Below are 18357 nucleotides of genomic sequence, written 5' to 3'. Positions count from 1 at the left end.
TTATGTGGTGAAAAATGGTAAAAAGTGGGAGCTTTTTCCCCGCTCTGCGCGTTCTTCACTATTTCAGAGGGTTCCGGGAAGATCGGTACCGGTTCCGGGCACCTGAATCTGCATAACCTGTTCAGTAGATACCCCTATCATGGCTGGATTTATCGGCAAGGAACTGCATGCCCTTGATGAGAAGGGACGGCTGATGATTCCGGCCAGGTTCCGCAGAGATCTTTTTTCCGGAAACGCGGTCATTTCAGGCGGTGTGCCGGTTTTTTCTCCGGTAAATCCGGCATCCGGAACTGCCGGAATATACCTATATCTCATGAAAGCGCCAGACGGTTCTCTTGAGCTGTACGAGCCGGATGTGTGGCAGAAGATGAAGCATGCGCTTGCCGGACTTTCAGATTTCAATCCTGACGAGCGGCTTCTGAAGACCCTGATCTACGAAAGCCTCGATGTTGTTTCACTTGACCGTCAGGGACGGATCTCCCTTTCGCGGGAGTTTCTCGACCATGCAGGCATCACAAAGGATGTTGTTATTATAGGAGCTGATTCAAAAATGGTTATATGGGAGCCCGGCCGACTCGATGCGCTGCTTCGTGAACATGCGGGAAGATTTTCCTCGCTTGCCGGCAGATTTTTTTAAGCGCGGTGATGACGAGGGGTTATCATGAGCCGGTGCTTGTCGCCGAAATTCAAGAGCTTCTGGTGAGGATGCCGGGGCTTTATGTTGACGGTACCCTGGGGGGCGGCGGTCATTCGCTTGCCATTCTCAAGGAGCTGCAGCGGAAGGGTTATGGCGCCAGCTCGCTGCTTATCGGTATTGACCAGGATGAATGTGCGCTTACGGCTGCAAGAGAAAAGCTTAACCCTTTCGGGGAGGGGGTCGTGGAGGTGAAAGGCAACTTCAGCCAGATAGCGGAAATTGTCGGCAGGGTCTGCGGCCAAAGGAGCATTGAAGCGTCGGCGGTGGGCATTCTGCTCGATCTGGGCGTTTCATCTGCCCAGATCGATACACCCGAAAGAGGTTTCAGCTATAGCCACCACGGCCCTCTCGATATGCGTATGGATTCCGGTTCCTCGACAAGTGCTGCCGATGTTGTCAATGCCATGAGCCAGAGAGAGCTTGCCTCGCTGTTTTTTCGTTATGGGGAGGAGCCCCGAAGCAGAAGCATTGCGCGTGATATTCTCGATTATCGGGAGAAGCACGGACCGCTTTCCCGGACTGAAGAGCTGGCGGGTATCATCAGGAAGGGTGAGCGCCGTCCGGATCGGGCCATTAAAACCCTTTCCCGTGTTTTTCAGGCCTTGAGAATCGAGGTGAACCATGAGCTCGAGGTGCTCAGGCTGGCACTGAATGAGGCTGTTTCCCTTTTATGCCCCGAGGGTCGGCTTGCAGTGATCAGTTATCATTCGCTTGAAGACCGGATGGTCAAGGCTTTTTTCGCGGATAAATCCCGCAGCGACTGGGGCCCCAAAGGGGTGGGACTCAGAGAGCCTCTCGTAAAGGCAGGGTACAGGGTGGTAACCCGAAAGGCTGTTTCTGCTGGAGAGCGGGAAGTGTCATTGAACCCGAGAGCGAGAAGCGCCAGGCTTCGTGTTCTTGAAAAACTTGATGAAGGAGAGTGATGTGAGCCTGCAGAGTGAAAACCGCATGAGTGTTCCCGAGCGGGAGCCGTTCGGCGCCATAAATACAGGCTCTGCCGGAGAAGCGGAGAGTGGCCTGGATGGCACTGGCGCGAAGAAAAACCTGTTTGCGGAGAGCGGGGACGGCCCGTTTTCGGAGAGTGAGCCGGTTTCTCCGGGGCGGGGGGGAGAAAATTTCCGCGATCTGTTTGCCAGGGCCTTTGAATTCAGGTTTTCGGATCTCCTGCGTTTAAGGACTTTTTTGTACCTTCTGCCGGTTACAGGGATTCTTCTTTTTCAGACTTACAACACTATTGCGATTAAAAAACTTGCCCTTGCAAATGAAACCCTCAGGGAGCGCATAGCAATGAGTTCGAGCGTTATTACCTCCCAGGAACTCAAGGTGAACGAACTGCAGGGGATCCATAATATTGCCCTGCTCGCCGAGCGTCTGGGTCTCCAGGCATCGAGCGTGCCTGCGATTGAAATTGTTCCGTAACCTACTGATCAAGCAATGACCAATGCAGAGCGATGAGTGGATGTGATATTCCGGAAAAGCCTTCGGATTCCGATTTCGGAAAGCGTCTCGGACTGGTGGTGCTGTTTTTCCTTGTATTTTTTGCATGCATTATTGCCATGCTGCTGAATATCCAGATAGTCAATGTCCGGAAATACAAGGAAAAGGCGGAAAAGCAGTATGTCCGGCTTGTGACGGAAAAGGCGCAGCGGGGGGTCATTCTTGACCGCCACGGGAGGATGCTCGCCGAAACGGTCGAAACGATCTCTTTTTATGCCGATCCGGAAATTGTCAGGAATACGCCACTTTTTGATGAAAAGGGCAAGCCGGTCAACGATAGCAAAACACGAAAACAGAAGACCTTCGATAATTCGTACGAAATAGCGTCACTCTTTTCCCGTCATCTTGGAAAGAGTCGCCGGGAGTATCTCAAAAAACTCGGGAGGGGAAAACGGCTTGCCGTGCTTGGCCGCAAGATTCCGGCCGTACAGGCTCTGCCGCTCATGCAGAAAAAAATTCCCGGGGTGTGGTTCGATCGCGAGCAGCAGCGCTACTATCTCAACGTTGCCGCTCAGGTTATCGGAGTAACCGACAGCAAAAATAACGGAATCAGCGGTCTTGAACTGCAGTTCGAGCGCGATCTGAAAGGTCGTGACGGTTCGAGAGTGTTTCAGCGCTCGGCTACAGGAAAGCGTTATCCTGCGCCGGACGTCCTGCAGCAGGATCCCAGAAAAGGCCATACGGTCCAGCTGACGCTGGACGCCGATATCCAGAGCATCGTCGAGGACGAGCTTTCGGCAGCGGTTGGAACTTTTCAGGCGAATGCCGCGACGGGAATCGTCATGGATGTGCGGACAGGAGAGATTCTTGCCATGGCTAACAACCCGACATTCGATCTCAACCGCAGGGTTACCTGGTCGCCGGCGCGCTCACGCAACCGTGCCGTTACGGACAGTTTCGAACCTGGATCGACATTCAAGATCGTAATGGCCGCAACGGCGACCGAAGTTCTCAACAGGAAGGCCGGGGACAGGGTTTTCGCCAACAACGGAGTGCTGCCGCTTTTCGGGCTCAGAATCAGGGACCATGAGCCGTACGGTAATATCTCTTTCCGTGAAGCCATCATGCATTCAAGCAACGTTGTGGCGGCAAAAACGGCCATGGAAACCGGCCGTGAGAAATTTTATTCCTATACGAAGAGTTTTGGCTTCGGTTCGAAGACCGGTGTAGGTTTGCTCGGTGAGTCGTCCGGAAGGGTCAGGGCGCTGAAAAACTGGGATCGGACCACGCTTCCTTGGATGGGCTACGGTTACCAGGTTATGGTGACCCCGTTGCAGATTCTGCAGGCCTACGCGGCCGTTGCCAATGACGGCGTGCTTATGAAGCCATGTATCATTCGCCGGGTTGTCGATGCCGAAGGGCGAACGCTCAAGGAGAACCGGCCCGAGGAGGTGAGAAAAGTGGTTTCTTCCGAAACGGCAAGGTATCTGGGCACAGAGTATTTCAAGGCGGTTGTTGACAGCGGAACCGCCAGGAGTGCAGCAATTCCCGGTATGAGTGTTGCCGGCAAGACCGGAACGGCAAGACGCGCATCGGGAGGGTCCTATGCCAATCCGGTCTATGTATCATCTTTTGTCGGGTATTTTCCGGCAGAGTCTCCCCGATATGCGCTTATTGTGCTTGTCGAAGAGCCCCGTACGGCCTATTATGCGGCAACCGTAGCTGCGCCTGTTTTTTCCAGAATCTCGTCAAGAATTCTTGCCTGTTCAGAAGAGCTGCAGAAAAACCTTGCGTTCCGATCTCCCGAGCAGGGTGTGCTCGACTCCACGACAACGGTGGTGGTTCCGGAACTTAAAGGGATGAAGCCGCGTGATGCCGAGCGCCTCCTGAAATGGCTCGGGCTGAAAATGGACTCGAATGGTGTTTTTGACGGAGTGGTGAAAGCACAGAATGTCGCAACCGGCTCGAAAGTTGAAAAATCAAGGATCATCAGGGTGAAACTCTCGTCCACTACACGGAAGCGCTCGTTGTTATGAAGTACGGAGCGCACTTTTCGAAACCGCAGGAACCGGTTTTTCTGAGCGGGATTCTCCGTGAAATTGATTTTCGGGAGCTTGCAGGAGATCAGGACGGGGATGTCTCGGCCGTTTCAATTACCTCGGATTCACGGGATGTCGTTCCAGGATCACTCTTTGTCGCTGTCCGGGGGTTCACTTCCGATGGCCACCGTTATATCGATACGGCAGTGCGGAACGGGGCTATCGCCGTTATCTGCGAAACGATTCCTGACCACATCCCTGAGGAGGTGCTTTTTATCAGGGTGACCGATTCGCGAAGAGCGCTTGCAGAAGCAGCTCGTGCATTTTACGCGCATGCCTCAGACCACCTTATGCTTATCGGTGTGACCGGAACCAACGGCAAAACCACTACGGCACGGCTGATTGTGGAACTGCTCAACTCCTGCGGCACTCCTGCAGGCTATATCGGTACCGGACTCTGCAGGATAGGAACGCGAGATATACCGCTCGAACGCACCACTCCCGAAGCCCATGAGTTGCAGGCGCTTTTTCGCTTGATGGTCGGGGATGGCTGCCGTGTCGCGGTCATGGAGGTTTCGTCTCATGCTCTTGTGCTCCAGAGGGTGCACACTCTCAGGTTCAGGGGAGCTGTGTTCACCAATCTGAGCAGTGAACATCTGGATTTTCATCATACCATGGAAGAGTATGCCTCTGCAAAAAAACTCCTCTTCGATCAGCTCGATCCGGAAGGTTTTGCGGTACTGAACCGTGACGATCCATACGCCGCAATGATGGCGTCGGGTGTTCCGGAGAGCATGCGCTTCTGCTGTACCCTGCATCCGGAAGAGGAGAGCTCCTTCTCCTGTGCCGGAAGGTTTTCGGCTTTGGTGAAGGCAGGCACTGTCGCTTCCTCCGAAGTGGAGCTCAGTTTTCCCGATACGGTCATAACTGTGCGGACGGAACTTCCCGGCAGCTACAACGTCATGAACCTGCTCGAAGCCGCCGCCGTGGGTTCTGCTGTGGGATTGGCGCCCGATGCGGTTGCCCTTGCACTCCAGAGGCCGTTCAGGGTTTCGGGACGGATGGAGCGTATCGAAGACCCTTTCGGCATGCGCTGTGCATTTGTGGATTACGCACATACTCCCGATGCGCTTGAAAAGGCGATTTCCGCCCTAAGGGAGATCATGGCCCGGGATGCCCGTCTTGTCGTGGTGTTCGGGTGCGGGGGGAACCGCGACCGGCTTAAGCGGCCCGAGATGGGTCGAATCGCGTCTGAAAATGCCGACTTTGTCTTTCTTACTTCAGATAACCCCAGAGATGAAGATCCCGAGCTCATTCTCGATGAGATAGAAAGCGGGATGCGGGGGAAAAGCTACAGGCGAATAGCCGGAAGGGATGAAGCCATCAGATCGGCAGCAGCCCTGCTCCATCCGGGGGATGTGCTGCTCGTCGCCGGCAAAGGTCATGAAACCTACCAGGAGATTGCAGGCACGAAGCATTTTTTTTCCGATCAGGAAGTTCTTGGTGAGAGCCTTCGGGACAACGCTCCCATGAAAACCCATAAGGAGCAGCTATGAAAGGAGTTATAGGTATCGACGATCTGCGCCGGATCGGCAGGGTCGTTACCGAAGGCACGCAAAACCAGCCGAACCGGATTATTGAGCCTCGGGTTGTCATCGACTCCCGCCAGGTGAAGGGAGGGGAGATTTTTGTTGCTCTCCGGGGCGAGCGTACCGATGGTCATCGTTATGTAGACGAAGTGTTTGCCCGGGGGGCTTCATGGGCGGTTGTTTCGGAGGAGTGGCTCGCTTCGCGTCCGTCCGGTTCAGGTACGGCCGAGCGCAGGTATCTTGTTGTCTCCGATACGACTTCGGGGCTGCAGCAAATGGCGGCAGCTTACCGCAGGACATTTCCGATTCCGCTTTTTGCCGTGGGGGGAAGCAATGGAAAAACCACCACCAAGGAACTGATCGGATCGGTTCTCGGCACCGGATTCAGGGTGCATATGAGCCGCGGCAACCTGAACAACCACCTCGGCGTTCCCCTTACACTCCTGCAGATGCAGTGCGATACCGAGATGGCCGTTGTAGAGATGGGTATCAACCATCCGGGGGAGATGGAGCTTCTGGCATCCATCGCCATGCCGACCCATGGTCTCCTGACCAATATCGGTCATGAACATCTGGAGTTTCTCAACGACCTTGCAGGCGTTGCCGCTGCCGAGACAAAGCTCTACGACTACCTCGACCTGCACGGAGGCACCTGTTTTATCAATACCGACGATCCCTGGCTGAAGCGTTCCGCCGCCGGTCTTACCCGAGCCGTCCTGTATGGTCTGAAGGAGTCAGGGGAAAGCATTCCTCATGTCCGTGACGTCACGCTCGACGCATTCGGGCGTGCCTCGTTCAGGCTTTTTTCGGGTACTGATTTCGAGAATATCGCCCTGAAGCTGACCGGAAGGCATAATGTCATCAATGCGCTGGCCGCAGCCGCTGTCGGCAGATATTTCGGGCTTTCTCTTGGCAGCATAAAGGAGGGGCTTGAAAAACTGCAGCCGGCTTCAGGTTGGAAGCGGATGGAGTTTCAGGAGGCTGGCGGGGTCATGATCGTCAATGATACCTATAACGCCAATCCGGATTCAGTGCGTCTTGCTCTCGATCTGCTTGGAGAACTGCAGTGCACCGGAAGAAAAATAGCTGTTCTCGGCGATATGCTGGAACTCGGAGCATCAGCGGAGCTTGAACATGAAAAGACTGGCAGGTATATTCAGCAAAGCGCGATCGATATGCTTTTCACCTTCGGAAATCTTTCGAGATTGTTCGGAGGTGAAAACCGTTCGCGTCTGTGCGGTCATTTCGAGAACCGCGACGAGCTCTACAGGGCGCTTGCCGGAGTCGTGGCTTCCGGGGATGCTGTGCTTTTCAAGGGTTCGCGCGGTATGAGGCTTGAAGAGGTTGCCGACGCCCTCTGTCGTGACCGGGCATCTCAATCAACAAAACTGTAGCGGTACCAATAATGCTGTATTATCTGCTGAAATACCTCAACGATGTGTTCGACCCTCCGGGTCTCGGTGTTATCGAGTTTATTACCTTCAGGGCCAGTGCTGCAGCTGTTACGGCCCTGTTGATCTGCCTCATCGCCGGGCCGGGATTCATCCGTTATCTCAAGGGGCGGATTATCGAGCCGGTAAAGGAGGAGGCTCCGCCGGAACACCGGAAGAAAAAGGAACTGCCCACCATGGGCGGGATCATGATTATTTTTGCTATCGAGGTTTCCGTTTTTCTCTGGGCCCGGTTCGACGATCCCCATGTCTGGCTTATCATGCTTGCGGTATTCTGGATGGGGCTGATAGGCTTTCTTGATGATTACATGAAAGTAATCATGAAGGTAAAGGGTGGGCTTCCGCCAAGGTACAAGCTGATTGGCCAGATTGCACTTGGATTGTTTATCGGCCTCTACACATGGTTTGATCCTGCTTTTTCCGTGCTGCTTTCCACCACGACAGTGCCGTTTTTCAAGAACCTTACCATCGATTACGGAATCTTCTATATTCCGGTTGTTATTTTTATCATTACGGCGGTATCCAATGCCGTGAACCTTACCGACGGTCTTGACGGACTTGCCTCCGGAAGTTCGGCCATTGTGGTTTTTGCTCTCGGAGGGTTTGCCTACCTTGCCGGAAATACTGTCTATGCATCGTATCTCAAGATTCCCTTTATTCCCGGAGGTGGTGAAATTGCCGTGGTCAGTATGGCTATCGTGATGGCCTGTGTGGGTTTTCTCTGGTTCAATTCCAACCCTGCGGAAGTGATCATGGGCGATACCGGTTCGCTGGCTCTCGGGAGCGCTATCGCCGTCATTTCGCTTTTGATAAAGCAGGAGCTTCTGCTCCCGGTGCTGGCAGGAATCTTTTTTCTTGAAACGCTTTCAGTTTCCCTGCAGGTGCTCTGGTTCAAGTATACGAAGATGCGCTTCGGCCAGGGTCGGAGGATCTTTCTTATGGCCCCCCTCCACCATCATTTTCAGTTGAAGGGGTGGCCTGAACAGAAAATCGTCATCAGGTTCTGGATTGTCACCATATTGTTTTTTCTGGCCAGTCTTATGACCTTGAAACTCAGGTAATCACGCTGTCGCATGGATGTAAAAGGCAAAAAAGTATCGGTAATCGGCGCCAAACGCAGCGGCCTTGCTGTGGCGGACCTGCTTGCCGCTGGCGGGGCGACAGTGTTTGTGAGCGAGCTTGGACAGCTTTCCTCTGCGCAGGCGGAACGGCTTGCCGCCCGGGGGATTGCCTGGGAAGAGGAGGGGCATTCAGGACGCGTCTCGGATGCCGATTTCTGTGTTGTAAGTCCTGGAATTCCCCGTACTGCAGAGGTTGTCCGGCAGGTTCTCAGCCAGGGAATTCCTCTTTTCAGTGAAATCGAGGTAGCGAGCTGGTTCTGCAGGGCAAGAGTCGTCGGGATCACCGGGACGGACGGCAAGACCACAACCGCGACCCTTATGCACCGCATAGCCGAAGCCGATGGCGCGGTAAAGGGATACAGGGCTTTCAGCGCGGGAAATATCGGCGTTCCTTTTTCCTCGCTTGCGGCCGACATGGCACCGCACGATCTTGCTGTTGTCGAGCTGAGCAGTTACCAGCTTGAAGGGTGCGAGAGCTTCAGGCCTGATGTTTCCATCATCACCAATATCACTCCTGATCATCTTGACCGCTACAATGGCGACATGGGGGCCTATGCCGCAGCCAAATACCGTATATATGCCTCGCAGGGCGCGACGGATACGCTGGTATACAACTATGACGATCCCCTGCTAAGGAAGCATTTCCAGGCAGGAAGGAGCGGTTTTCCTTTCCGGATCGTGCCGTTCGGTGTCGGGGAGGAGGTCATCCGAAGCGGAGCTGCTGAAGCCTTCTTCTTTGAAGATGGAGTGATTTCCCGATGGAACAGCGGAACTGCCTGTCCGGTCATTGCCGGGAGCGAGTTCCTGAAAAGCAGTTTTCGAGGCCGACATAATATCTGCAATGTTCTTGCAGCAGTCGCGGCATCCGATGCGCTAGGCATCAGCAGGGATGCCCTCCGCAGTGCCCTTTCGGGGTTCAGCGGTGTCGAGCACCGGCAGGAATTCGTGCGTTCTCTGGACGGAGTGGACTGGATCAACGATTCGAAAGCCACCAATATCAATGCACTGCTCCAGGCGCTCAACGCCGTTCCCGGCAGAATTGTACTGATAGCCGGCGGCCGGGACAAGGGAAACGATTACTCGGTTCTTGTCCCGGTGGTACACCGGAAGGTTGCGGCGGTAATCGCCATAGGGGAGTCGAGAGAGAAAATCGGGCAGGCATTTGGCGGGATAACCCCGACTGTTCAGGCAGAAAGTCTCGAACAGGCGGTCGATCTTGCAAGGAAAAGGGCTGGTGCGGGCGAGACGGTGCTGTTTTCGCCCGGTTGCGCGAGTTTCGATATGTTCGAGAATTTCGAGGAACGGGGGAGACTCTTCAAGCACTATACCTGTGCACTGGAATCATGAATATGGATATGCAAACGGGAAGCCTGGCACTGCCAGGCAATAGTGCGGCAGGCGATGATTTGCCCTTGGGGGAGATAATTGCCGGCAAACTGATGCTTCTGGTTGTCGCCCTTCTGATCTGTATCGGTATTGTGGTCGTATACAGCAGTGGCGCCGGCTGGGCCGAGAACAAATATTCGAGTTCCGAATACTTTCTCTGGAGGCAGCTTTTCTTTTCGTTCATCGGTGTTGCGACCATCGTTTTTTTTGCCGGGCTCGATTACCATATTTTTTACAAGGTCAGCAAAATTTTTCTTTTCGCCAGCATCACCCTGCTCTCACTTCTTCTTGTACTGAAGGTTGTGGGGGTCTATTCCGGCGCAGCGCGCTGGATAGGCTACGGGCCATTGAAGTTCCAGGTTTCGGATTTAGCCAAATATGCCCTGATTTTTCATTTTTCGAGACTCATCAGCGAGAAGCAGGCCTATATCAAGGATCTGCACAACACCTATCTGCCACTCGTGATCATTCTTATGACCGTTGTCGCCCTTATCGCACTCGAACCGAATTTCAGCACGGCTTCGCTCATAGCGATTATCGGTTTTATCATGATGTTTATCGGCGGGGTACGGATCCGTTACCTGCTTGCTACCGGGGCTCTCCTGATTCCGATCGCCTCGGTTTTCGCGCTGCTGGCCCCCTACCGGGTAGCAAGGCTGGTTTCGTTTTTCAGCGGAGATGAAAAGCATATGAGCTATCAGGTGCTCCAGGCGCTTATAGGGTTGGGCAATGGCGGCCTGTTCGGCCTTGGAATCGGAGCGAGCAAGCAGAGGGAACTCTACCTGCCGCTATCATACAACGATTTCGTCTTTGTGGTGATCGGCGAGGAGTACGGGTTTCTGGGAGCCTTGGTGGTGCTTCTGCTGTTCACGGTTTTTTTTGTGTGTGGTCTCATCATCGCCAAGCATGCGCCTGATAATTTCGGAAAATTCGTTGCCAGCGGCATTACCATTGCGATTGTTCTGTTCGCGTTCATCAACATTGCGGTTGCTACGCATCTCCTTCCCACTACAGGAGTTGCGCTTCCATTCATAAGCTATGGAGGTACCGCCCTGGTTTTCAATTCACTTGGAGTTGGCATTCTGATCAGCATATCGAGATACAGGAAGCGGATCCTGGAGCAAGAGGACATTCCAGAGATCACTAAAGGAGAAAAACCGTGAAAGTCCTGTTTGCAGGAGGAGGCACGGGCGGCCATCTCTATCCCGGGGTTGCAATGGCCGGAGAGCTGCTGAAACTGGTGCCCGATGCAGGCGTATCGTTTGCAGGCACGAAAAACGGCATCGAGGCTTCCGAGATTCCCCGGCTCGGCTACCGGCTGCATCTTCTGCCGGTCAGCGGGTTGAAAAGGGGGGGCTCATTGCAGGCGATCATTGGCAACGTAAGGGTGCTTGCAGACTTTGCCGGAGCCCTTCTCAATGCCATGTCGCTTATCAGCAGGGAGAAGCCGGACGTCGTTGTCGGCACGGGGGGGTTCGTGAGCGCTCCCGTTCTGCTTGCCGCTGAGCTTATGGGTTGCAGAACACTTATCCAGGAACAGAATGCTTTTCCAGGTGTAAGCACAAAACTGCTCTCTCTGCTTGCAGGTGAAGTGCATCTGTCCTTCAGTGAGGCTCGGCAGTATATCCGGCGTCGCAAAGGGGTTTTTGTGTCGGGCAATCCGGCCCGATCGTTTCCCGTTTCCGGAAGGGAGTCTGCACGGCACCGTTTCGGCCTGCAGGAGCCGCTGCCGACCCTGCTGGTTTTCGGCGGTAGCCGGGGAGCCCGCTCCATCAACAATGCAGTACTGAAATGGCTGGCAGGGATCACCTCGGAAGCAAATCTTGTCTGGCAGACCGGTGCGCTCGATTATGAGCGGATCAGCGCTCAGGTGAAGCCTTCCGGGAGATTGTGGATAGGGCCCTATATCGAGCATATGGGCTACGCCTATTCGGCGGCGGATCTCGTGCTCTGCCGTTCTGGAGCCTCCACCATAGCGGAACTTTCCAATGCAGCCAAACCATCGGTGCTTGTTCCCTATCCCTATGCGACAGGCGACCATCAGCGCTACAATGCGAAAGCGCTTGTCGGCACCGGAGCTGCAATGCTGATCGACGACAGCCATCTCGAAACGCCGGAGGCCCGGCAGATCGTGCTCGATCTTCTGCATGACCCCGGGCGTCTTTCATCAATGGCGGTCTCCTGCGGCAGTCTTGCCCACCCCGATGCAGCCCTTCAGCTTGCACGGCGTATCATTCAACTTGCAAACAAGTAAGCCCTATGGTCATGGAGCTCGGGAACACGAAAAAAGTGCACATTGTCGGAATCGGCGGAGCTGGCATGAGCGCCATAGCGGAGCTGCTTCTGAAGTCCGGTTTCAGCGTTAGCGGCTCGGATCTTCAGACCGGAGAGGTGACCGACAAGCTTTCCGAACACGGTGCGGTTGTCTATCGGGGCCACAGTGCCGGGCATGTATCACACTGCGATGTAGTGGTTTACTCTTCAGCCGTAAGAAAGGGGGAGAATGTGGAAATAGCCGCCGCCGAAAAAGCCGGTATTCCGGTTATCAAGCGGGATGAGATGCTTGGGGAGCTGATGCGCTACAAGTACGGTATATGTGTTTCCGGTACACACGGCAAAACTACGACGACCGCGATGATTGCAACCATGCTCATCGAGTCGGGAGAGTCTCCCACCGTCATGATAGGCGGCGTTTCCGACTATCTGAAGGGCAGTACGGTTGTCGGGGACGGCAAGTTCATGGTTATCGAGGCGGATGAGTATGACAGGGCGTTTCTGAAGCTCACGCCGACCATCGCCGTTGTCAACAGCCTCGAGTCGGAGCACATGGATACTTACGGGTCACTCGATGAGCTGAAAAACGCCTTTGTGGCCTTTGCCGACAAGGTGCCGTTTTACGGCCGCGTCATCTGCTGTGCAGACTGGCCGGAAATCAGGAGGATCATTCCCCGACTCAATCGCCGCTATTTCACCTTCGGCATCGAGGAGCCTTCCGACGTCATGGCAACGGATATCGTCCTGGACAGGCACCGTTCGGTCTTTGCCGTCAACGCCTTCGGCAGTCGTTACGAGGGTATCGAACTGCAGGTGCCCGGCCGGCACAACGTGCTCAATGCGCTTGCGGCATTCTCGACCGGTCTTGAGCTTGGTATCCTGCCGGAAAAACTCATTGTCGGTCTGGGCAGGTACAGCGGCATGAGAAGGCGGTTCCAGATAAAGTATGACAACGGAAAGGGCCTGATGATTGTTGATGATTATGCTCATCATCCTTCGGAAGTGAAAGCTGCGGTCAGGGCGGCAAGGAGCGGATGGCCGGATTCACGAATCATCGCGGTTTTTCAGCCCCATCTGTTTTCAAGAACGCAGGAGTTCTCCGGCGAGTACGGATGGGCACTCTCCCATGCGGATACCATTTTCATCGCCGATATCTATCCATCGCGTGAAAAGGCGGAGGATTTTCCCGGTATCAGCGGTGAGCTTGTTGCCGAAGCGGTACGTAAAGCCGGAGGAAAGCATGCGGAGTTCATTGCATCTCGAAATGAGCTCTTCGATGCTCTTCGGGAGAGCTGCCGTGACGGCGGCATGCTGCTTTTCATGGGTGCAGGTGATATTACGCACATGGCGACCGCTCTTGCCGGGGAGCTTCGAGGCTGACGGCGACGGGTTACAGAAACAACAACTATGCCGATGTCTGAGTTGGAACATACCCCAAATTCTTCCGACAGCAGCGGGCCCGACGCAGGGCGGAACCCCGTTGAAGGAGGCGGGAACTGGAAAGCCGTTCTGGTTGTACTGCTTGCGGTTTTTGCCGGTCTGGCCGGTCTGGCTTACTACGCGGCGCACTGGAAAAAGGAGATCGTCGTTCGTGAGGTTGTTATCGAAGGAGCACAGATCGTCCCTGCAAGGGAGCTCTCTCTGGTACTCAACGGGTTCGTCGGCAGAAATCTTCAGAAGGTCGATGCCGATGCGATCCGCAGCCGGCTGCTGCGCATTGCCTATGTCCGGGATGTTTCGGTCAGTCGCGAACTGAACGGCATTATCCGGGTCAGGGTAGCCGAGAGGGAGCCGCTTGCCAGAACCGTTTTCAGAAATACGCGGATGATCATAGACCGGGAGGGGGTTCTTCTGCCTGAAACGCCGGCAGCAGGGGCCGGGTTTCCCGGTATGATAAAGGTTTTCGGCATATACAGTACCAGGAACGCCGGTACCGGGTTGAAGAAACTTTCTCCGGGGGACAGCGCTCTGGTCATGGAGTTGACGGAGGCCCTGCGCAAGTCGGATTATGCCGGGTTGCTCATACGTGAAATACATCTGGAAAACCGGCGCATGACCTTTTGCAGAGTCGCCGGTTCTCCGACCAGGTTTATCGTCGGCAGTGATGGTAACTTTAAGGAAAAGTTGAAAAAATTCGAGATATTCTGGCAAAAGGTTGTTTCGAAAAAAGGGCTGGATAATTTTGATACTGTTGATCTGAGGTTCAGGGGCAGAATATTTACCAGGGATTCTGTATCTCCGGAAGTTCAGCAGAAAGCTACCCTGTGATAATCATGCAAGTTAATTGACAATGCTCACAAGGAATATAGCTGTAGGGCTCGATATCGGTACAACCAAGGTTTGTGTTGTCGTTGCCGAAAAGGATGAGATCGGAAAACTCAACGTACTCGGTAAGGGCCGTTCAAACTCCGATGGCCTGCAGAGAGCCACGGTCGTCAATATCAATAAAACCGTCGAGGCAATCAAAACTGCAGTGGCAGATGCCGAACGGGAGTCATCGATCCGCATAAAAGGGGTCAATGTAGGCATTTCGGGTGCTCATGTGAACTGTATTTACAGCAAGTCCGAAATCAGCGTGAACCAGACGGGCATTGTCAACGAGTCCGATGTCCGGCGTTTCCTTGACAAAGCCAAAACCAACATCAAGTACCTGGACATCGACCAGGAGATCATCCATGTCATTCCCCAGGAGTTCATTGTCGACGATCAGGACGGTGTGCTCGATCCGATAGGCATGGCAGGGACAACCATGACCGGCAGCGCCTATATCGTGGTCGGCCTTCGAACCAAAATCAAGAATATCAAGCAGTGTATCGAAAAAGCCGGTCTTGAGGCAAGCGCACTCACCTTCGAACCGGTCGCTTCCGGCATTGCCGTCATGAAGGAGAGCGAGAAGAAGAGCGGGGTGGTCGTTATCGATATCGGAGGTGGCACCACGGAGGTGGCGATTTACATCGATGGAGCCATACGCTATTCGGAGGTGATCAAGGTTGCCGCCAATGACGTCACCCATGATGTAGCACACGGAGTCAAGGCGCTGCATGAAGTTGCCGAAGAGCTGAAAATCAGGCATGGCTATGCCTGCAGTAAAATGCTCGGAGAGGATGAGACCATTCTGATTCCCGGCATTGAAGGCCGTCCGCAGAAATCGTTTCCGAAAAGCTCCCTGACCATGATTATCGAAGCACGGATGATGGAGATCTTCGAGCTGGTTCGGGATTCTATCAAGCGATCGGGATATTACGAGTATCTCAATGCGGGAGCCATCATTACCGGAGGCGGAGCGCTGATGCCCGGCACCGAGGAGCTTGCGCGGGACGTTCTCGGTCTTGATGTCCGCATCGGTTATCCTGAAGGGGTTTCCGGCGGCATCAAGGGATCGGTCAACAATCCCATGTATGCGACCGTTATGGGGCTTGTCGCGCACTCCCTTCAGAACAGTATGTTTGAGGAGCGGCAGGCCACTCCGATAGTCATGGAGCCGGCTGTCGCCCTTGAGGGGGAGGTGTCGCGTGACAGGGAAAAATCCGCTGAAAAAAGCAAGGTGGTTACTTCTCCTGAAGGCAATAAAATAGTCGACCGGCTGAAAAAATTCTGGGAACAACTGTAATGGCGCATTTTCAGGCGCCTGATTAAACTTTTGGGAAGAAAACAATGGCATTTGAACTTGACCCGGGACTCTTCGACAGTGATCAGGGAAAAGGGGTTACCATCAGGATCGTGGGTGTAGGCGGTTGCGGCGGCAATGCCGTCAACAACATGATCGACAGGAAGATCAGCGGCGCTGAATATATCGTTTTCAACACCGACCGGCAGGCGCTCCTGAATTCACAGGCGCCGATACGGGTGCAGATCGGCAAGAAAGCCACCAACGGGCTCGGTGCGGGCGCCGATCCTTCAAAAGGCCGCCAGGCCGCCGAAGACGACAGGGATATCATTGCCGCCCAGCTGAAGGGTGCCGATCTGGTATTCATTGCCGCAGGCATGGGAAAAGGTACCGGAACCGGTGCCGCTCCGGTTATCGCTTCGATCGCAAGGAACATGGGTATTCTCACCATAGGAGTGGTGACCAGGCCGTTCAATTTCGAGGGGCAGGTCAAGGCTCGTATTGCCGACGGGGGAATCAACGAGCTTCGCAAATTCATCGACACTCTTATTGTCGTCGAAAACGAAACCATTCTCAGTATTGCTGAAGAGGGGGTAAGCGCGACGGAAGCCTTCAACATGGCAAATGACGTGCTCTATCGTGCAGCAAAGGGAATTGCAGATATCATTACCCGTCACGGCCATGTCAATGTGGACTTTGCCGATGTCAAGAGTATCATGTCGGGAGCCGGAGATGCCGTAATGGGTTCGGCTGCGGCTGCCGGCGAGCGGCGGGCCCTGAAGGCTGCTTCCGATGCGCTCAACAGTCCGCTGCTCGACGGGGTTTCGGTCAGGGGAGCCAAAGGGGTTCTGGTCAATATTACCGGAGAAGTCACCATGCGGGATATGACCGACGCCATGAACTATATCGAGGAGCAGGTCGGCAGCGAAGCGAAAATCATCAACGGTTATGTCGATGAGCCCCAGATTTCGGGTGAGATAAGGGTGACGGTCATTGTTACCGGTTTCAAACGAAAGGACGCCGCCGGAGCCGGGGAGTCCGGGAAGGGGCTGCCTCCTGTATCGAGAATCAGGGACCATCGTCAGGGGCCTGTTTCCCCCGCACTTCGATCGGTTGTTACGGGACTTCCTGAGCGGCAGGAGGAGGATTTGAAAATCCCCACCTATATCCGGCGCCAGATTTCCATACATGATCCTCTCGAGATCGGCATGAAAAATCGCCCTGCACCTGACTCCGAGAGCGGCAGCCACGCTCAGGGCGTTGCGGATGAAGCGGAGGATCAGATACAGAAAGGGCTTCCCGATCTGCCTGCCTATCTTCGCCGCAAAAACAACGGGGTCTGATGGTTCATCAGACCAGTATTACATTATTAAAAAAAGGAGAAAGATGGGTTTTCGGATGCTTTCAGCGGAAGATGCGGTTGCAATTATACGTTCAGGAGACAGGGTTTTTCTTCATACAGCGGCAGCAACTCCGCAGCGGCTGATAGAGGCAATGGTGGCGCGGGCAGAGGAGTTGAGAGCCGTTGAGATTGTGAGCCTTCATACCGAGGGCGATGCTCTCTATGCAAGACCGGAGTATCAGGACAGTTTCAGGCTCAATGCCTTTTTCGTCGGAAAAAATGTGCGTCATGCCGTGCAGGAGGGACTCGGTGACGCCATGCCGATTTTTCTCAGCGATGTCCCTTCGATGTTCCATAACAGGATTCTTCCCCTCGATGTGGCCCTGGTTCATGTCTCCCCTCCCGACAGGCACGGCTACTGTTCGCTCGGCGTTTCCGTCGACGCTTCGCTTGCCGCGGTTCATACCGCCCGTCATGTCATCGCCCAGGTCAACCCCGCGATGCCGCGGACGCATGGAGAGGGGATGCTCCACGTCAGCAAGATTCACGCCATGGTCGCAGTCGACGATCCGCTTCCCGAAACTCCGCGGCACGAGCTGACGGTTGTCGAGCAGTGCATCGGTCGCAATATTGCCTCTATTGTGGAAGACGGGGCAACCCTTCAGATGGGTATCGGCGCTATTCCCGACGCGACGCTCGCCGCGCTGGGCTCTCACCGTGATCTTGGAATTCATACCGAAATGTTCTCCGACGGCGTTGTCGAGCTCATAGAAAAAGGGGTCATTACCGGAAGGAAAAAAAGAACGCACAAGGAGATTGTCGTAGCCAGTTTTCTGGTGGGTACCCGCCGTCTGTTCGATTTTGTCGACGACAATCCTCTTGTGGAGATGCTGCCTTCCGATTATGTCAACGATACCCGGGAGATCCGCAAGAACCCCAAAGTGACGGCTATCAACAGCGCCATCGAAATCGACATGAGCGGGCAGGTCTGCGCCGATTCGATCGGGCAGAAATACTTTTCAGGAGTTGGCGGACAGATGGATTTCATCAGGGGAGCGGCCCTTTCGGAAGGGGGCAAGCCGATTATTGCAATTCCTTCGACCACAAGAAACGGAAGCTCCAGGATCGTTGCGCATCTCAAGCCGGGGGCCGGCGTCGTCACCACGAGGGCGCACGTTCACTATGTGGTCACCGAGTTCGGCATTGTCAACCTGCACGGCAAGAATCTTCGCCAGAGGGCGGAAGCACTGGCAAGCATAGCGCATCCGGATTTCCGCGAGGATATATGCCGCAGTGCACGTGATCTTTATGGTCCGAAAAGCTTCTGCTGAGAGATTCCTCGTTGTATCTGAAACAAAAAAGGGTTCGCCGTCTTTCGACGACGAACCCTTTTTTATTGTTATCGCTCCCTGTG

15 protein-coding genes are annotated in these 18357 nt (G+C 54.5%); all 15 read left to right on the top strand.

Features of this window, described 5'->3' with window-relative positions:
• The first annotated feature begins 139 nt into the window (after positions 1-139).
• Genes mraZ through K9G39_RS01160 form a run of 15 tightly spaced genes read left to right on the top strand, consistent with a single transcriptional unit; the run spans position 140 to position 18274 of the window.
• Positions 140-637 carry a division/cell wall cluster transcriptional repressor MraZ gene (gene mraZ / locus K9G39_RS01230; protein ID WP_292003105.1) on the top strand — a complete coding sequence of 166 codons (498 nt, stop codon included), beginning with the start codon at positions 140-142 and terminating at the stop codon, positions 635-637.
• 8 nt (positions 638-645) lie between these two features.
• Positions 646-1620 (top strand): 16S rRNA (cytosine(1402)-N(4))-methyltransferase RsmH, encoded by a 975-nt coding sequence (rsmH, locus tag K9G39_RS01225; protein WP_292003104.1) that lies wholly within the window; start codon positions 646-648, stop codon positions 1618-1620.
• Positions 1607-2116: a hypothetical protein gene (locus K9G39_RS01220; RefSeq protein WP_292003103.1), complete on the top strand. Its 510-nt coding sequence runs from the start codon at positions 1607-1609 to the stop codon at positions 2114-2116. The genes rsmH and K9G39_RS01220 overlap by 14 nt, the downstream gene beginning before the upstream one ends.
• 32 nt (positions 2117-2148) lie before the next feature.
• Complete coding sequence (locus K9G39_RS01215; RefSeq protein ID WP_292003102.1) at positions 2149-4170, top strand: penicillin-binding protein; 2022 nt, start codon at positions 2149-2151, stop codon at positions 4168-4170.
• Entirely contained in the window at positions 4167-5729 is a 1563-nt protein-coding gene (locus K9G39_RS01210; RefSeq protein WP_292003101.1) for a UDP-N-acetylmuramoyl-L-alanyl-D-glutamate--2,6-diaminopimelate ligase, read from the top strand. Before K9G39_RS01215 ends, K9G39_RS01210 begins: the two co-directional genes overlap by 4 nt.
• Positions 5726-7156 carry a UDP-N-acetylmuramoyl-tripeptide--D-alanyl-D-alanine ligase gene (gene murF / locus K9G39_RS01205; RefSeq protein WP_292003100.1) on the top strand — a complete coding sequence of 477 codons (1431 nt, stop codon included), beginning with the start codon at positions 5726-5728 and terminating at the stop codon, positions 7154-7156. Before K9G39_RS01210 ends, murF begins: the two co-directional genes overlap by 4 nt.
• 11 nt (positions 7157-7167) lie before the next feature.
• Positions 7168-8274 (top strand): phospho-N-acetylmuramoyl-pentapeptide-transferase, encoded by a 1107-nt coding sequence (mraY, locus tag K9G39_RS01200; protein WP_292003099.1) that lies wholly within the window; start codon positions 7168-7170, stop codon positions 8272-8274.
• A 12-nt stretch (positions 8275-8286) separates the two neighbouring features.
• Positions 8287-9681, top strand: coding sequence for a UDP-N-acetylmuramoyl-L-alanine--D-glutamate ligase (gene murD, locus K9G39_RS01195; protein ID WP_292003098.1), 1395 nt, complete (start codon positions 8287-8289; stop codon positions 9679-9681).
• Between the two features lie 8 nt (positions 9682-9689).
• Positions 9690-10883 (top strand): putative peptidoglycan glycosyltransferase FtsW, encoded by a 1194-nt coding sequence (locus K9G39_RS01190; protein ID WP_292003097.1) that lies wholly within the window; start codon positions 9690-9692, stop codon positions 10881-10883.
• Complete coding sequence (murG, locus tag K9G39_RS01185) at positions 10880-11974, top strand: undecaprenyldiphospho-muramoylpentapeptide beta-N-acetylglucosaminyltransferase (RefSeq protein WP_292003096.1); 1095 nt, start codon at positions 10880-10882, stop codon at positions 11972-11974. Before K9G39_RS01190 ends, murG begins: the two co-directional genes overlap by 4 nt.
• An 11-nt stretch (positions 11975-11985) precedes the next feature.
• Positions 11986-13374 (top strand): UDP-N-acetylmuramate--L-alanine ligase, encoded by a 1389-nt coding sequence (gene murC, locus K9G39_RS01180; protein ID WP_292003211.1) that lies wholly within the window; start codon positions 11986-11988, stop codon positions 13372-13374.
• 33 nt (positions 13375-13407) lie between these two features.
• On the top strand, positions 13408-14262 hold the full coding sequence (locus K9G39_RS01175) for an FtsQ-type POTRA domain-containing protein (RefSeq protein ID WP_292003095.1): 855 nt from the start codon (positions 13408-13410) through the stop codon (positions 14260-14262).
• A 22-nt stretch (positions 14263-14284) separates the two neighbouring features.
• Positions 14285-15604, top strand: a complete 1320-nt coding sequence (ftsA, locus tag K9G39_RS01170) for a cell division protein FtsA (protein WP_292003094.1) — start codon at positions 14285-14287, stop codon at positions 15602-15604.
• 44 nt (positions 15605-15648) lie between these two features.
• Positions 15649-16944 (top strand): cell division protein FtsZ, encoded by a 1296-nt coding sequence (gene ftsZ, locus K9G39_RS01165; protein ID WP_292003093.1) that lies wholly within the window; start codon positions 15649-15651, stop codon positions 16942-16944.
• A 43-nt stretch (positions 16945-16987) separates the two neighbouring features.
• Complete coding sequence (locus tag K9G39_RS01160) at positions 16988-18274, top strand: acetyl-CoA hydrolase/transferase C-terminal domain-containing protein (protein ID WP_292003092.1); 1287 nt, start codon at positions 16988-16990, stop codon at positions 18272-18274.
• Positions 18275-18357 lie beyond the last annotated feature (83 nt).

The organism is Chlorobium sp. (assembly GCF_021740465.1).
Taxonomy (GTDB): domain Bacteria; phylum Bacteroidota; class Chlorobiia; order Chlorobiales; family Chlorobiaceae; genus Chlorobium.
This window is presented reverse-complemented; position numbering and strand designations above follow the sequence as displayed.

Coding starts and splice junctions, on each gene's coding strand:
- murF (WP_292003100.1), top strand. CDS start 5,726: ATGAAAGGAGTTATAGGTATCGACGATCTGCGCCGGATCGGCAGGGTC.
- K9G39_RS01190 (WP_292003097.1), top strand. CDS start 9,690: ATGCAAACGGGAAGCCTGGCACTGCCAGGCAATAGTGCGGCAGGCGAT.
- murD (WP_292003098.1), top strand. CDS start 8,287: ATGGATGTAAAAGGCAAAAAAGTATCGGTAATCGGCGCCAAACGCAGC.
- ftsA (WP_292003094.1), top strand. CDS start 14,285: ATGCTCACAAGGAATATAGCTGTAGGGCTCGATATCGGTACAACCAAG.
- K9G39_RS01220 (WP_292003103.1), top strand. CDS start 1,607: ATGAAGGAGAGTGATGTGAGCCTGCAGAGTGAAAACCGCATGAGTGTT.
- ftsZ (WP_292003093.1), top strand. CDS start 15,649: ATGGCATTTGAACTTGACCCGGGACTCTTCGACAGTGATCAGGGAAAA.
- mraZ (WP_292003105.1), top strand. CDS start 140: ATGGCTGGATTTATCGGCAAGGAACTGCATGCCCTTGATGAGAAGGGA.
- mraY (WP_292003099.1), top strand. CDS start 7,168: ATGCTGTATTATCTGCTGAAATACCTCAACGATGTGTTCGACCCTCCG.
- K9G39_RS01175 (WP_292003095.1), top strand. CDS start 13,408: ATGTCTGAGTTGGAACATACCCCAAATTCTTCCGACAGCAGCGGGCCC.
- rsmH (WP_292003104.1), top strand. CDS start 646: ATGACGAGGGGTTATCATGAGCCGGTGCTTGTCGCCGAAATTCAAGAG.
- K9G39_RS01210 (WP_292003101.1), top strand. CDS start 4,167: ATGAAGTACGGAGCGCACTTTTCGAAACCGCAGGAACCGGTTTTTCTG.
- murC (WP_292003211.1), top strand. CDS start 11,986: ATGGAGCTCGGGAACACGAAAAAAGTGCACATTGTCGGAATCGGCGGA.
- K9G39_RS01160 (WP_292003092.1), top strand. CDS start 16,988: ATGGGTTTTCGGATGCTTTCAGCGGAAGATGCGGTTGCAATTATACGT.
- K9G39_RS01215 (WP_292003102.1), top strand. CDS start 2,149: ATGAGTGGATGTGATATTCCGGAAAAGCCTTCGGATTCCGATTTCGGA.